This window comes from Pseudomonas sp. 43(2021), assembly GCF_017490805.1.
In the GTDB taxonomy this organism is placed as follows: domain Bacteria; phylum Pseudomonadota; class Gammaproteobacteria; order Pseudomonadales; family Pseudomonadaceae; genus Aquipseudomonas.
Window position 1 is genome coordinate 51,630 of record NZ_JAFGYJ010000001.1, and the last position, 14,089, is coordinate 65,718.

General features: G+C 64.0%; 8 protein-coding genes. 1 reads left to right on the forward strand and 7 read right to left on the reverse strand.

The genetic code is table 11. From position 1 onward, the window contains the following. Positions 1-13 precede the first annotated feature (13 nt). From mscK to betI, 5 genes are all read right to left on the reverse strand, one after another. Positions 14-3,322 (reverse strand): mechanosensitive channel MscK, encoded by a 3,309-nt coding sequence (gene mscK / locus J5M71_RS00245; RefSeq protein WP_207828319.1) that lies wholly within the window; start codon positions 3,320-3,322, stop codon positions 14-16. Between the two features lie 35 nt (positions 3,323-3,357). Next, on the reverse strand, positions 3,358-5,100 hold the full coding sequence (locus J5M71_RS00250; protein ID WP_207828321.1) for a potassium/proton antiporter: 1,743 nt from the start codon (positions 5,098-5,100) through the stop codon (positions 3,358-3,360). Positions 5,101-5,365: 265 nt separating this feature from the next. Beyond that, positions 5,366-7,063 carry a choline dehydrogenase gene (betA, locus tag J5M71_RS00255; protein ID WP_075046623.1) on the reverse strand — a complete coding sequence of 566 codons (1,698 nt, stop codon included), beginning with the start codon at positions 7,061-7,063 and terminating at the stop codon, positions 5,366-5,368. Positions 7,064-7,141: 78 nt separating this feature from the next. Next, positions 7,142-8,614: a betaine-aldehyde dehydrogenase gene (gene betB, locus J5M71_RS00260; RefSeq protein ID WP_025340943.1), complete on the reverse strand. Its 1,473-nt coding sequence runs from the start codon at positions 8,612-8,614 to the stop codon at positions 7,142-7,144. A gap of 39 nt (positions 8,615-8,653) precedes the next feature. Next, a complete protein-coding gene (gene betI / locus J5M71_RS00265; protein WP_016712476.1) occupies positions 8,654-9,310 on the reverse strand; it encodes a transcriptional regulator BetI in 657 nt (218 codons plus the stop codon). A gap of 532 nt (positions 9,311-9,842) precedes the next feature. Between betI and J5M71_RS00270 the strand changes: the two genes are divergently transcribed. Then, on the forward strand, positions 9,843-11,789 hold the full coding sequence (locus J5M71_RS00270; RefSeq protein WP_233688161.1) for a BCCT family transporter: 1,947 nt from the start codon (positions 9,843-9,845) through the stop codon (positions 11,787-11,789). Positions 11,790-11,964: 175 nt separating this feature from the next. Here J5M71_RS00270 and J5M71_RS00275 read toward each other — a convergent pair whose 3' ends face one another. Continuing rightward, positions 11,965-12,732, reverse strand: a complete 768-nt coding sequence (locus J5M71_RS00275; protein WP_207828332.1) for a divergent polysaccharide deacetylase family protein — start codon at positions 12,730-12,732, stop codon at positions 11,965-11,967. 8 nt (positions 12,733-12,740) lie between these two features. Continuing rightward, positions 12,741-14,057: a S41 family peptidase gene (locus J5M71_RS00280; protein WP_207828334.1), complete on the reverse strand. Its 1,317-nt coding sequence runs from the start codon at positions 14,055-14,057 to the stop codon at positions 12,741-12,743. Between the last annotated feature and the right edge of the window lie 32 nt (positions 14,058-14,089).

A 14,089-nucleotide genomic window follows, 5' to 3' on the forward strand; every position in this document is an offset into this window, starting at 1 on the left:
TATTCGCGCCCGTTCAGGCCGAAGCAGTGCCATCCGGTTTCGGCTGTTCCACAGGAATCAGCTGCTGTTTGCCGCCCTTCGGATCCATCAGGAACACCTCGACCTGGCGCACCGAGATCTTGATGTTGTGCGCCTTGAACTCGCGGTTGATGTAGCGGTTGATCTCGTCCAGCGTCGGGTTGCGATCGCCCAGGTCCCGCACGTGCATGCGCAGCTCGTGGTCCAGCGAGCTCTCGCCGAAGTTGAGGAAGTACACGATCGGCTCCGGGTCCTTGAGCACGCGTGGGTTTTCGTGGGCGCCCTTGAGCAGCAGGTCGCGCACCAGGTCCAGGTCCGAGCCATAGTCGATGCCCAGCTTCAGCGTCACCCGGGTGACCGTGTCGGTCAGCGACCAGTTGATCAGCTGGCCGGTGATGAAGGTCTTGTTGGGGACGATGATGTCCTTGCGGTCGAAGTCGGTGATGGTGGTGGCGCGGATGCGGATCTTGCTCACGGTGCCGGACAGGTTGCCGATGGTGATGGTGTCGCCAATCCGTACCGGGCGCTCGAACAGGATCATGATGCCGGAGATGAAGTTGGCGAAGATCTCCTGCATGCCGAAGCCCAGGCCCACCGACAGCGCTGCTACCAGCCACTGCAACTTGTCCCAGCTCACCCCGAGGGTGGACAGGGTACTGACGATGCCGACCCCGACGATGACATAGGACAGCAAGGTGGTGGTGGCGTACGCACTGCCCTGGGCCAGGTTGAGCCGCGACAGCACCAGGACTTCGAGCAGGCCGGGCAAGTTGCGTGCGAGCGCGAAGGTGATGCCGATGATGACCAGCGCACCGAGGAAGTCGCCCAGGCTGATCGGCACCATGCTGGCGGTGGCGCCGGTGCCGCTGGTGTATTCGTAGAGGACGAAGTTGTTGAGGTAGGCGAACACCGAGATCAGGTCTGACCACACCCAGTACAGGCCGGCGATGAAACCGCCAAGCAAGGCCAGGCGGATCAGGCGCAGCGACTGCTGGTTGACCTGTTCGATGTCCAGCGTGGGTTCTTCGGTGATGACTTCGCCATCCAGCCCTTCCTTGGCCGCCGCCCGCTTGCTCAGCGCACGCTGGTAGGCCAGGCGCCGTGCCGCCACCGACAGGCCACGCACGAACGCGGCTTCGATCACCAGCCAGAACAGCAGCAGGTACAGGGTGTAGATCAGCCGGTCGGTCAGTTTCAGCGCGGTGTAGTAGTAGCCGAAGCACACGGCCACGAACAGGGCGATGGGCAGGGCGGTGAAGGCCACGCCCACGGCCTTGCGGAACAGCGAGGTATCGCGGTGCGCCGGGCTGCTGAGCAGCAGGCGGCTGAGCAGCCAGGCCATCAGCGCGTAGCAGGCCAGCACCACGCCGATGCCCAGTACATCATCGGCCAGCGCCGAAGGCTGATGTTCGGCTACCGCCACCACGCCGACCAGCGCCAGTACCACGGTGCCCAGGCGGCGCACCCAGCCGCGCAGGAACTCGACCTGCGGCTTGTGCCAGCGGAAGTGGATTTCCGCCACGCCGCCGGGAGCAAGGATGCGGTAGGCGGTGTAGAACACCAGCCAGGCCTGGGCCAGTTGCCAGAGGGCGGCGCCGAGGTTGGCGTTCTGCCCGCGCGCGTCGATCTGCAGGGCGTAGCTGCACAGGGCCAGGCCCAGGCTGACCGGCATCGCCAACAGGATGTTGATGAGGATCGCCTGAGGCGTGTGCCACTGGCTGTCGCGGCGGAAGTGGCCGATGTCCTGGTGCACCTTGCCCAGCCTTTGGTACAGGTACGTGCGGCGCCACAGCAGGGCGCCGATCACCAGCAGCAGCGGCAGGAACAGCAACGGGCGTTGGCTCAGGCCGTCGGCCAGCTCCTTCAGGCCCGAGCCCCACGGCAGGTTGGCCACCTGGTCGGCCAGGCGTTCCGGCACATAGCGCAGCCAGTCCCAGTCCAGCGGCTTGTTGCTGGGGATCCAGAACATTTGCTCGTCGAGGGTAGTGCGCAGGCTCTGGGCAGTGCCCAGCAGCTGCTTCTGGTTGAGCTGCAGGGTGATCGATTCGTTGAGCAGTGCCGACAGCTCGCGGTTCAGCCGCTCCAGCAGGTCGCTGCGGGTAATCGCCACTTCCAGCAGGGCTTTGCGCAGCTGTGGCGTCACCTCTTCCTGCGGTTGGGCGGCCAGCAGCTTGTCGACGTAGGTGACCGGGCTGCTCATCTGCTCGCGTTGCTGGTTGACCTCGAACTGGTACAGGCGGGTGTCGGCGATCTGGTCGGCCAGGTCACGGTCGACCTTCAGGTGCGGCAGGGTCTGCTTTTGCTTGTAGAGGATCTTCGACAGCAGCAGGCTGCCCTTGAGCACATTGATCTGCTCGTCCAGTGCCTGGTCGGCTTGGGTCAGGCTATCCAGTTGCTGCTTGGTGCGCAGGTTCTGCTGGGTCAGTTCGTTGAGGCGGTCGGTGCTTTTCAGCAGGTAGTCGGAGAGCTTGAGGTTGACCGCGCTTTCGGTGGCCAGCAGGCTGCTGCCGCCGGCTTTCTGGGCCTCGATCGACTGCTGGGTGACGGCTTCCTGGGATTGGGCCAGGCGCTTGTCGTTGATCAGGGTCTGCAGGTCCTGGATTTCCTGCTCCAGGCGCGCGGCGCGTTCGATCAGCAAGTCGTGGCGGGCGTTGCCCAGGTCTTGCAGCAGGCTGTTGCCGGCCAGCTCCTGGCGGCGCAGCAGGGTCAGCGCGTTGAGCGAAGCCAGTTCGGCATTGAGCTGGTTGCGCTGGTCGGCGTTGATCTGTTTGCCGGCGTCCTTGCCTGTCTTGAGGATGTTGTTGATCTGCTGGGTGCGCGCCTGGCTGTTGCTGATTTCGGCTTGGGCGCGTTCCGGGCGGGTCTGCGAGTTGATGATCAGGCTGTTGGCTTCGGACAGTGCCTTCTGCAGCTCTCCCTGCTGGGTGCTGCGTTCGCTGAGCATCTGCTCCAGTTGCGGCACGCTGAGGCTGGCATAGCGCTGGGCCACCGGCTGTGGCTTGCTTTCCTTGAGCCTTGCCAGTTCGCGCTGGCTGTCGCTGGTTTCTTTTGGCGCACCAGCCAGCTGCTGCTTCAGCGCGGCGAGTTTCTTCTCGTTGTCTTCCTTGCTGGCGAGCAGGCTGAGGGTTTGCTCCAGCACCTGCTGCAGGGCTTTCTGCTCGGCCTCGGGTAGCTTGCGCTCGGCGATCTTGTCGAGGCTGTTCTGGATGCTGGCGGTGGTCGGGGCTTCTGCTGCCGTGGCTGCAAAAGAGAGAGACAGGCACAGCCCGAGCAGGGCTGTGCGGAGGTACACGCACAGGGACATAGGCAGACTACTTGTGGATCCGGCAGAAACGAAGTTTAGAGGAACAATCCTGGTCCGGGTCGCGTTCCTTCGGGGAATCTGACGCCTACTTTCTGGATCTTGTTCCCGTCCATGGTGGCCACGGTCCAGATCGTGCCATGCCATTCGACCTGGTCACCTACTACTGGAGCGCCTCCGACCTTCTGTCGGATGAACTGGGCCAGCGGCATTTTCGCGTCCAGGCCGTCGAGTTTCAGGCCGTACAACGCTGCCACCGCACCCAGTTCGGCATCGCCTTCGAGCACGAAGTCGCCAAAGAAGCGCAGGTCAAGGCCGCGTTGTGGCGCCTGGCTGAACAGTTTGCCCAAGGCCGGCAGGTTGTGCTCGTGGCCGATCACGCAGAGCATGTCACCCACTTCCAGCACGGTGCTGCCCGAGGGGTGCAGCAACTGCTCACCCCGGAACAGCGCGGCGATCCGCGTGCCTTCGGGCATTTTCAACTCGCGCAGGGCAGCGCCGATGCACCATTTTTCGGCGCCCAGGCGGTAGACGAACAGTTCCCACTCGCTGGTGATGTGCACTTCCAGGGCGGAGCGGGAGATTGGCGCCGGGTCTGGCGGTACCGTCACTTTCAGCAGCTTGGCCATCCACGGCAGGCTGGTGCCTTGCACCAGCAGCGACACCAGCACGATGAAAAAGGCCAGGTTGAAGAACAACTGGGCGTCCGGCAGGCCGGCCATCAGCGGGAACACCGCGAGGATGATCGGCACCGCACCGCGCAGGCCGACCCAGGAAATGAAGGCCTTTTCACGGCCGTGGAAGGCCTTGAACGGCAGCAGGCTGGCGACCACCGACAGTGGGCGTGCCACCAGGATCATCCATAGCGCCAGGCCCAGTGCCGGCAGGGCGATGGGCAGCAGGTCGTGGGGCGTGACCAGCAGCCCCAGCACCAGGAACATGCCGATCTGCGCCAGCCAGGCCATGCCGTCGAGCATGTGCAGGATGCCGTGGCGACTGCGGATCGGTTTGTTGCCCAGCACCAGGCCGCACAGGTACACGGCAAGGAAGCCGCTGCCGTGCAGGGCGTTGGTCGCCGAGAACACCACCAGGCCGCCGGCGATCACCAGGATGGGGTACAGGCCGCCAGCGAGCTTGATGCGGTTGACCAGTTGCAGCATCAGCCAGCCGCCGCCCAGGCCCAGCAGCCCGCCGATGCCGAACTCGCGTAGCAGGTGGGTGAGCAGGCTCCAGTGCAGGCCGGTCTGGCCGCTGGCGATCATGTCGATCAGGGTGACGGTGAGGAACACCGCCATCGGATCGTTGCTGCCCGACTCGATCTCCAGGGTGGCGGTGACCCGCTCGTTGAGGCCTTTGCCGCCGAGCAGCGAGAACACCGCCGCGGCGTCGGTGGAGCCGACGATGGCGCCGATCAGCAGGCCCTGGATCAGGCTCAGGTCGAACAGCCAGGCGGCGACCAGGCCGGTGAGGGCGGTGGTGATCATCACGCCGATGGTGGCCAGCGACAGCGCCGGCCACAGCGCCACGCGGAAGCTCGCCACCCGCGTGCGCAGGCCGCCGTCGAGCAGGATCACGGCCAGCGCCAGGTTGCCCACCAGGTAGGCGGTCGGGTAGTTGTTGAAGATGATGCCGCCACCATCGACCCCGGCGACCATGCCGACGGCGAGGATGATGACCAGGATAGGGATGCCCAGGCGCGACGACAGCGAGCTGACCAGGATACTTGCGCCCACCAGCAATGCGCCGATCAGGAACAGGCTGTTGATGGTGCTTGCATCCAAGGGCAGGTACTCCGGGGACAGCGGGGGGAGGGGACTTGATAGCATGTCGCTAGCAGGTCGCGTGCCAAATGATTCTAACCTGATGAATTGGCAGGCTGTAAAGCGTTTCTGCAGATGAAAAAAAGGCACCGCGGTGGGTGCCTTTTCTGGTGTTGCCTGGGCGGGCCCTTTCGCGGGTGAACCCGCTCCCACAGGTGCTGCACGGTTTCCAGACCTATGCAAAGCCTGTGGGAGCGGCTTTAGCCGCGAAGAGGCCGGTACAGGTTTACGCCTGCTTCACTTCACGCATCGGCTTGCCCTTCACCGGTGCATCGCCCGCCACGTAGTACTTGGCAGTGCTGCGCGGCAGCGGCTTGCGGCCACGGATCTTGTCCGAAATTTTCTCGGCGATCATGATCGTGGTGGCGTTGAGGTTACCGGTGATGATCAGCGGCATGATCGACGCATCGACCACGCGCAGGCCCTTCATGCCATGCACGCGGCCTTCGCCGTCGACCACTGCCATGTCGTCGGTGCCCATCTTGCACGAGCAGGACGGGTGGAAGGCGGTTTCGGCGTGCTCGCGGATGAACTTGTCCAGCTCTTCGTCGGTTTGCACGTGTGCGCCCGGGCTGATTTCACGGCCACGGTACGGGTCCAGTGCCGGCTGGGCCATGATTTCACGGGTCAGGCGGATGCCGTCACGGAACTCCTGCCAGTCCTGTTCGGTGGACATGTAGTTGAACAGGATGCTCGGGTGTTGGCGCGGGTCCTTCGACTTGGCCTGGATGCGGCCGCGGGCAGGCGAGCGCATGGAGCCCATGTGTGCCTGGAAGCCGTGTTCCTTCACGCCGTTGGAGCCGTTGTAGTTAATGGCCACCGGCAGGAAGTGGTACTGAATGTTCGGCCACTTGAATTCAGGGCGGGTACGAATGAAACCACCGGCCTCGAACTGGTTGCTGGCGCCGATGCCGGTGCCGTTGAACATCCACTCGGCACCGATGGCCGGCTGGTTCCACCACAGCAGCGACGGGTACAGCGAAACAGGCTGGGTGCAGGCGTACTGAAGGTACAGTTCCAGGTGGTCCTGCAGGTTTTCGCCAACGCCAGGCAGGTCGTGCACCACCGGGATGTCGAGGCTTTCCAGCAGGGCGCGCGGACCGACGCCGGAGCGCTGCAGCAGCTGCGGCGAAGCGATGGCGCCGGAGCTGACGATGACTTCCTTGCGGGCACGGGCTTCAACGCGCTCTTCGCTGTCGCCGACCAGGTAGGTCACGCCAATGGCGCGCTTGCCGTCGAACAGCACGCGGTCAGTCAGGGCGTGGGTGACGATGGTCAGGTTCGGGCGCTTCTTGGCCTGGTCCAGGTAGCCACGAGCGGTGCTGGAACGGCGGCCGTTCTTGGTCACGGTACGGTCCATGGGACCGAAGCCTTCCTGCTGGTAGCCGTTGAGGTCCTCGGTGCGCGGGTAACCGGCCTGCACGCCGGCTTCGACCATGGCGTGGAACAGCGGGTTGTTGCCCGCTTTTGGCGTGGTCACGCTGACCGGGCCTTCGCCGCCGTGATAGTCGTTCGGGCCGATGTCGCGGGTTTCGGCTTTACGGAAGTACGGCAGGCAGTCCAGGTAGGTCCAGTCTTCCAGGCCTGGCAGTTCTGCCCAGCCGTCGAAGTCCATGGCGTTACCGCGGATGTAGCACATGCCGTTGATCAGCGACGAGCCACCCAGGCCCTTGCCGCGGCCACATTCCATGCGGCGGCCGTCCATGTACGGCTCCGGGTCGGTTTCGTAAGCCCAGTTGTAGCGGCGGCCCTGCAGCGGGAAGGCCAGGGCGGCCGGCATCTGGGTGCGGAAGTCGAAACGGTAGTCCGGGCCACCGGCCTCCAGCAGCAGTACGGTGACGCCGGCGTCTTCGGTCAGGCGGGTCGCCAGGGTGTTACCGGCAGAGCCGGCACCGACGATGATGTAATCGAATTCTTGGGACATGAAAGTACCCTCGTGTTGGCGGTGATCAGGGAGCGGGAACGCCCGTGCGCAGTGGCACGGGCGGGGCCGTACAGGGCCTTAGAAGACCGAGTTGTAGCCGCCCAGCTCGACCTGGACCGACTTGATGCGAGTGTATTGCGCCAGCGAGCTGACGCCGTTCTCACGGCCGACACCCGACTGCTTGTAGCCACCGACCGGCATTTCGGCCGGCGATTCACCCCAGGCGTTGATCCAGCAGATACCGGCTTCGAGCTTGTGGATGATGCGGTGGGCGCGGGTGATGTCGTTGGTGCACACACCGGCGGCCAGGCCGTATTCGGTGTCGTTGGCGCGACGGATGACTTCTTCTTCGGTTTCGTAGGTGAGGATGCTCATCACCGGGCCGAAGATCTCTTCCTTGACGATGGTCATGTCGTCGGTGCAGTCGGTGAACACGGTCGGGGCCACGAACGCGCCCTTGGCGAAATCACCGGCGGTCAGGCGCTCGCCACCGCACAGCACGCGGGCACCTTCTTCCTTGCCCTTGGCGATGTAGCCGAGCACGCTTTCCATGTGCTGGAAGCTGACCAGCGGGCCGAAGTTGGTGTTTTCGTCTTCCGGGTTGCCAGCGCGGATGCGGGCAACGCGCTCGACGATCTTGGCCTCGAAGGCAGCCTTCATTTCAGCCGGGATGAACACGCGGGTGCCGTTGGTGCACACCTGGCCCGAGCTGTAGAAGTTGGCCATCATGGCGATGTCGGCGGCCTTGTCCAGGTCGGCGTCGGCGCAGATGATCAGTGGCGACTTGCCGCCCAGTTCCATGGTGACTTCCTTGAGCGACGAGCTCGAGGCGCTGGCCATGACCTTCTTGCCGGTGGTGGTGCCGCCGGTGAAGGAGACTTTTTCGATGCGTGGGTGTTCGGTCAGCCAGGTGCCGACTTCGCGGCCGCTGCCGGTCAGAACGTTGAACACGCCGTTTGGCAGGCCGGCTTCGGTGTAGATCTCGGCCAGTTTCAGGGTGGTCAGCGAGGTGACTTCCGACGGTTTGAAGATCATCGCGTTGCCGGCGGCCAGGGCCGGGGCGGATTTCCACAGGGCGATCTGGATCGGGTAGTTCCAGGCGCCGATACCGGCGGTCACGCCCAGCGGCTCGCGGCGGGTGTAGACGAAGGACGATTCACGCAGCGGGATCTGCTCGCCTTCGATGGCCGGAACCAGGCCAGCGTAGTACTCCAGCACGTCGGCGCCGGTGACGATGTCGACGTAGCGGGTTTCCGAGTACGACTTGCCGGTGTCCAGGGTTTCCAGCATGGCCAGCTCGTCGTTGCGCTCGCGCAGGATCTCGACGGCGCGGCGCAGGATGCGCGAACGCTGCATGGCGGTCATTGCGGCCCAGACTTTCTGGCCACGCTCGGCGCTTTCGACGGCCTTCTCGACGTCAGCCTCGGTGGCACGTTGCACGTGGGCGAGGACTTCGCCGGTAGCCGGGTTGATGGCTTCGAAGGTGGCATCGCTGCCAGCGTCGACGTAAGCGCCATCAATGTAGAGTTTTTGCGTTCCGAAACGGGCCATAGTGTCCTCGCAAGTGCAGTGTGTGGTTTGGCTTGCGCGTCACGCTCCTGCCGGGTTGGCAAGGGCCGTGCGCGGTTGTTCAGCGGCCTGGTCGTTTGTACCCAGGGTGTGCTGTTTAGCCAGTTGTAGATCCATGTATTCGTAAGCAATCCGTATCGCCTGGTCGGTGTCGAATGCATCACCCGACAGGGCGCCACGCAGCCACAAGCCGTCGATCAACGCCGCCAGGCCGCGGGCTGCCTTGCGCGCATGGTAGAGCGGCAGGGCGCGGCGGAACTGGCAGCACAGGTTGGAATACAAGCGGTGGTCGTTGATCCGCTGCAACCTGTGCAAATCGGGCTGGTGCATGCTGGAAGCCCAGAAGGCCAACCAGGTTTTCATCGCCGGGCCGTTTACCTGGCTGGCATCGAAGTTGCCCTCGATGATCACTTTCAGGTGGGCGCGCGGGCTGTCGTCTTTCAGTGCCTGGCGACGTGCTCTGACACCTTCGTTGAGCATGTTCATGATGTAACCCATCGTCGCTGCGATCAGGCCGTTCTTGTCCCGAAAGTAGTGACTGATGATGCCGTTCGACACACCGGCCAAACGGGCAATCAGCGCAATGCTGGCGTCACCCAGTCCGACCTGATCGACCGCCTGCAACGTGGCTTCGATCAACTGCTGGCGGCGGATGGGTTGCATACCGACCTTGGGCATCTTGCTATCTCCTCAGGCCTGCGAGCAGACGACGGGCGGCTGACTCGGCGAAGGCCAGTCTATTTTGTTTTGATTGAACGTTCAATCAATAAAGAATAAGCTCTGCGACAATTTGTGCCATTGACAGTTTTTCAGGCGGTCGAGAAGGCATGGATTGACACCCCAGGAAATCGCGTAACCCCCGGAATACAAGGCGTTGACGGGCATGAGCGATGCGAAATGCAGATTCTGCCGTGCGGTCATGGACCCTGCGGCGGGCCCTTGGAGCGGGCGGGGTGATCTGTGACGAATGCGCGCACCTCGGCTGAGGCGTGGCATTTGCAGCAGGCCACCTGTCTGTTTTTTGCAACGTATCGATTCGGGATCACGGTTTCCAGGGTGCTTTTATAACACCTGATGCAGTGGGGATATTCCACCAATTGCTCGGGAAAGACTGATTAGCCTCCAAAGCCGCACTGCCCGGAGCATTCGTGCAATGAGTTCTGCCTCACTTACCAACCCTCCGGCCGAGAGGGTACGGGTCAACCGCGTGGTGTTCTTCACCTCCGCGCTAATGATCCTCGTTCTGACTGCCTTGCTTATCGCTGTACCCGAAACCGCCGGCCAAGTGCTGGGCGTGGCCCAGAAATGGCTGACGCGCACCTTCGGCTGGTACTACATGCTGGTAATCGGCGGTTACCTGCTGTTCGTCATCTACCTGGCCTTCTCCGACTACGGCAAGCTCAAGCTTGGCGGCAAGGATGACCAGCCCGACTTCAGCTATGGCGCCTGGGCCGGCATGCTGTTCTCCTCCGGTATCGGCATTTCGCTGCTGTATTTTGGCGCTTCCGAGCCGCTGGACCACTACTTCAACCCGCCAGAAGGCACCTCTGCCAGCCTCGACGCCGCGCGTCAGGGCCTGCAGCTGACCTTCCTGCACTGGGGCCTGCACGGCTGGGCGATCTACGCCCTGGTCGGCCTGGCCGTGGGTTACTTCGCCTACCGCCACAACCAGCCGCTGGCCCTGCGCTCGGCACTGTACCCGCTGGTTGGTGAGCGTTGGGTCAAGGGCGCTGCCGGCAATGCCGTGGACATCTTCGGCATGTTCGTCACGCTGTTGGGCCTGGTGACCAACCTGGGCATCGGCTCGATGCAAGTGGCCTCCGGCCTGGAATACCTGTTCGGCATGGACCACAGCAAGACCAACTTGCTGGTGGTGATCCTGGTCATGGCCGGCGTTGCCACCGTGGCGGCGGTCTCGGGTGTGGAAAACGGCATTCGCCGCTTGTCCAACCTGAACATCGTGCTGTTCAGCGGCCTGTTGATCTTCGTCCTGCTGGGCGGCGAAACCCTGCACCTGCTCAACGGCTTCGTGCAGAACATCGGTGACTACCTAAACGGCATCGTGCTGAAAACCTTCGACCTCTACGTGTATGAAGGCGAAGCCGGCAAGTCCGAGCGCTGGCTGGGCCTGTGGACCGTGTTCTACTGGGCCTGGTGGATCTCCTGGGGCCCGTTCGTCGGCATGTTCATTGCCCGTATCTCCAAGGGCCGCACCGTGCGCCAGCTGGTCAGCGGCGTGCTGCTGATCCCGCTGGGCTTCACCCTGGCCTGGCTGTCGATCTTCGGCAACACTGCGCTGGACCTGGTGATCAACCAGGGCGCCGTGGAACTGGGCAAGACCGCCCTGGAGCAGCCGTCGATGTCGATCTACCAGCTGCTGGAATACTTCCCGGCGGCCAAGATCGTGATCGGTGTAGCGGTGTTCGTCGGCTTCGTGCTGTTCCTCACCCCGGCCGACTCCGGCGCGGTGATGATGGCCAACCTGTCGTGCAAAGGTGGCAAGGTCGACGAAGACGCCCCGCACTGGATGGTGGTGTTCTGGTCGGTGGTCATCACCCTGGTCACCATCGGCCTGCTGTTCGCCGGCAACTTCGAAGCCATGCAGACCATGGTGGTGCTGGCGGGCCTGCCGTTCTCGGTGGTGCTGGTACTGTTCATGTTCGGCCTGTACAAGGCCATGAAGCAGGATGTGGCGGTGGAAAGCGAGCGCGCCGAGCTGGCCGCCCGTGGCCGTCGTGGCTTCAGTGAGCGCCTGACCCAGCTGGAGCTGCAGCCGACCCAGGCCGTGGTGCAGCGTTTCATGGACAAGCATGTCAGCCCGGCGCTGAAAGAAGCCGCCGCGCAGCTGCAGACCTTGGGCTTCGAGGTGGAAACCCGGGTTGGCCAGTCGCGCAACACGATGGGCCTGCGGGTGATGATGGAAGAGGGCAACCCGTTCGTCTATGAAGTGAGCCTGGACGGTTACCTGGCCGCACCGAGCGAAGCGCCGGTGGAAGGCGAGCCGGAAGTGCGCCAGCGCTTCTATCGTGCCGAGGTTTACCTGCACGATGGCAGCCAGGAGTACGACCTGATGGGCTTTGCGCCAGAGCAGATCGTGCGTGATGTGCTGGACCAGTTCGAAAGCCACCGCCAGTTGCTGGGGCGTGTGTATAGCTGATCGCTGTTGAGGCAAAAGAAAACCCCGCTCACCCGAGCGGGGTTTTTTGTTGGGGCCGCTTTGCGGCCCTTCGCGGGCACGCCCGCTCCCACAGGGTTGTCACTGGCCTCGAAACCTGCGCGATTCCTGTGGGAGCGGGCGTGCCCGCGAAGGGCTGCAAAGCAGCCCAGGTTTCTCAGCGATTGGTGTAGCGGCCATTCTTGCCATGCCCCGGCATCGCCTGATTGCTGCGCACGGCAATCATCTGCTTGAGCCTGATCAACTCGATGCCCTGGCTCCTGAGCCTTGGCAACTCCCGTTCCAGCACTTCCAGAGTCTGTGGATAAGGATGCCCGATCAGCACCGCCGACCCCTGCCTGCGCGCCAGGGCGATGCCCTGCTGCAACTGCCCGGTAATCGCTTCAGTGGTGCGCACATCATCAAGGAACACATCACGCGAAACGTGGGCCAGGCCGATGCGCTGGGCTTCGGCTGCGGCCACGGTGGCGGCGCTGGTACGGCTGTCGACGAAGAACAGGTGACGTTGCTGCAGTTCACCCATCAACCAGGCCATGGGCTCACGCTGCGCCGTCATGCGGCTGCCCATGTGGTTGTTGATGCCGGCGGCGTACGGCACCTTGGCCAGGGCCGCGTCCAGGCGTTTGGCCAGCTCTTCGATCGGCGTGCCAGGGTGCCAGGCATAGGGCCCGGTGGCCGGGTCCATGGGCATGTGCAGGATTACCGTCCTGCCGGCCTTGTGCGCCTGGCGGGCGAAGTCGGTGGCATGCGGGGTATCGGGCATGATCGCCATGGTCACCGGGCCGGGCAGGGCCAGGGTGCGGCTGTCACGCTCGCTGCTCTGGCCCAGGTCGTCGATGATGATGCTCATGTAGGCCTTGCCGGCCGGCGCCGCTTGCGCGACCCCGGCCATCAGGCTGAACAGCAGACACAGCAGATAACGCATGGGGTGGATCAGTCGCCCTTGGTGATGTTCAGGCCTTTGAGCAGGCTCAGGGCCTGGCTCAGCTGGAAGTCGTTTTCCTGCGGGCGCTCCTTGCGCTTGCCGCTGCCAGTCGGGCGGTCGGCGCCGCCGTTGCCGTTGCCCAGGTGGCCTTGCAGGTCGGCTTCCTTGAAGTTTTCGGTGTCGGCTTCGGCGGTGAGCTTGGCCGGGCGCACTTCGATGTCGGGGACGATGCCCTGGGCCTGGATCGAGCGGCCGTTGGGGGTGAAGTACAGCGCGGTGGTCAGCTTCAGCGCACGGTCGTTGGCCAGTGGCAGCACGGTCTGCACCGAGCCCTTGCCGAAGCTGTCGGTGCCCATCAGCACGGCGCGTTTCTGGTCTTGCAGGGCGCCGGCGACAATTTCCGAGGCCGAGGCGCTGCCGCCGTTGATCAGCACGACCAGTGGCACGCCGTTGCTGGCGTCGGCCGGGTCGGCCGAGAAACGCAGCTCGGAGTTGGCAATGCGGCCCTTGGTGTAGACGATCAGGCCCTTGGTCAGGAAGTGGTCAGCCACTTCCACCGCCGACTGCAGCACGCCGCCCGGGTTGTTGCGCAGGTCCAGCACCACGCCGCGCAGCTTCTTGCCGTTATCCTTGCGCAGCTTGGCCAGGGCCTTGCCGACTTCGTCGCCGGTCTTGACCTGGAACTGGGTGATGCGGATGTAGCCGTAGTCGTTCTCCAGCAGCTGGCTCTTCACGCTCTTGACCTGGATGACCGCGCGGGCCAGGGTCACGTCGAAGGGGGTGCCGCCGTCGCGCACCAGGGTCAGGGTGATTTTCTCGCCGACCTTGCCGCGCATCTTGTCGACCGCTTCGGTCATGGTCTGGCCACGGGTCGGGGCGCCGTTGATCTTGACGATCAGGTCGCCGGCCTGCACGCCAGCACGCGAGGCCGGGGTGTCGTCGATAGGCGAGACCACCTTGATGAAGCCGTCTTCCTGGCCCACTTCGATGCCCAGCCCGCCGAACTCGCCGCTGGTGCTTTCCTGCAGCTCCTGGAAGTCTTCGGGGCCGAGGTACGCCGAGTGCGGGTCGAGGTTGCTGAGCATGCCCTTGATGGCATTTTCCAGCAGGGTCTTGTCATCCACCGGCTCTACATAGGCCGCCTTGATGCGGTCCATGACCTCGGCGAAGGTGCGTAGCTCTTCAAGCGGCAGTGGCGCCTTGGCGGGCACCTCGGTGGCCGGTACTGCGGCTGGCTTGGCCGGCTCCGCGGCAGTAACCAGGGGCGCGCCGACCGCCAAGGCGATGGACAGGGCCAGCTGGGTGAGGCGAGGCGAGTGCAGCATGTCGAACGAACTCCTGATCCTGGAAGCGCTCC

Excerpts from the sequence above, each read along its gene's own strand:
- betB (WP_025340943.1), bottom strand. The coding sequence starts at position 8,614 with ATGGCCCGTTTCGGAACGCAAAAACTCTACATTGATGGCGCTTACGTC.
- J5M71_RS00280 (WP_207828334.1), bottom strand. The coding sequence starts at position 14,057 with ATGCTGCACTCGCCTCGCCTCACCCAGCTGGCCCTGTCCATCGCCTTG.
- mscK (WP_207828319.1), bottom strand. The coding sequence starts at position 3,322 with ATGTCCCTGTGCGTGTACCTCCGCACAGCCCTGCTCGGGCTGTGCCTG.
- J5M71_RS00275 (WP_207828332.1), bottom strand. The coding sequence starts at position 12,732 with ATGCGTTATCTGCTGTGTCTGCTGTTCAGCCTGATGGCCGGGGTCGCG.
- betA (WP_075046623.1), bottom strand. The coding sequence starts at position 7,063 with ATGTCCCAAGAATTCGATTACATCATCGTCGGTGCCGGCTCTGCCGGT.
- betI (WP_016712476.1), bottom strand. The coding sequence starts at position 9,310 with ATGCCCAAGGTCGGTATGCAACCCATCCGCCGCCAGCAGTTGATCGAA.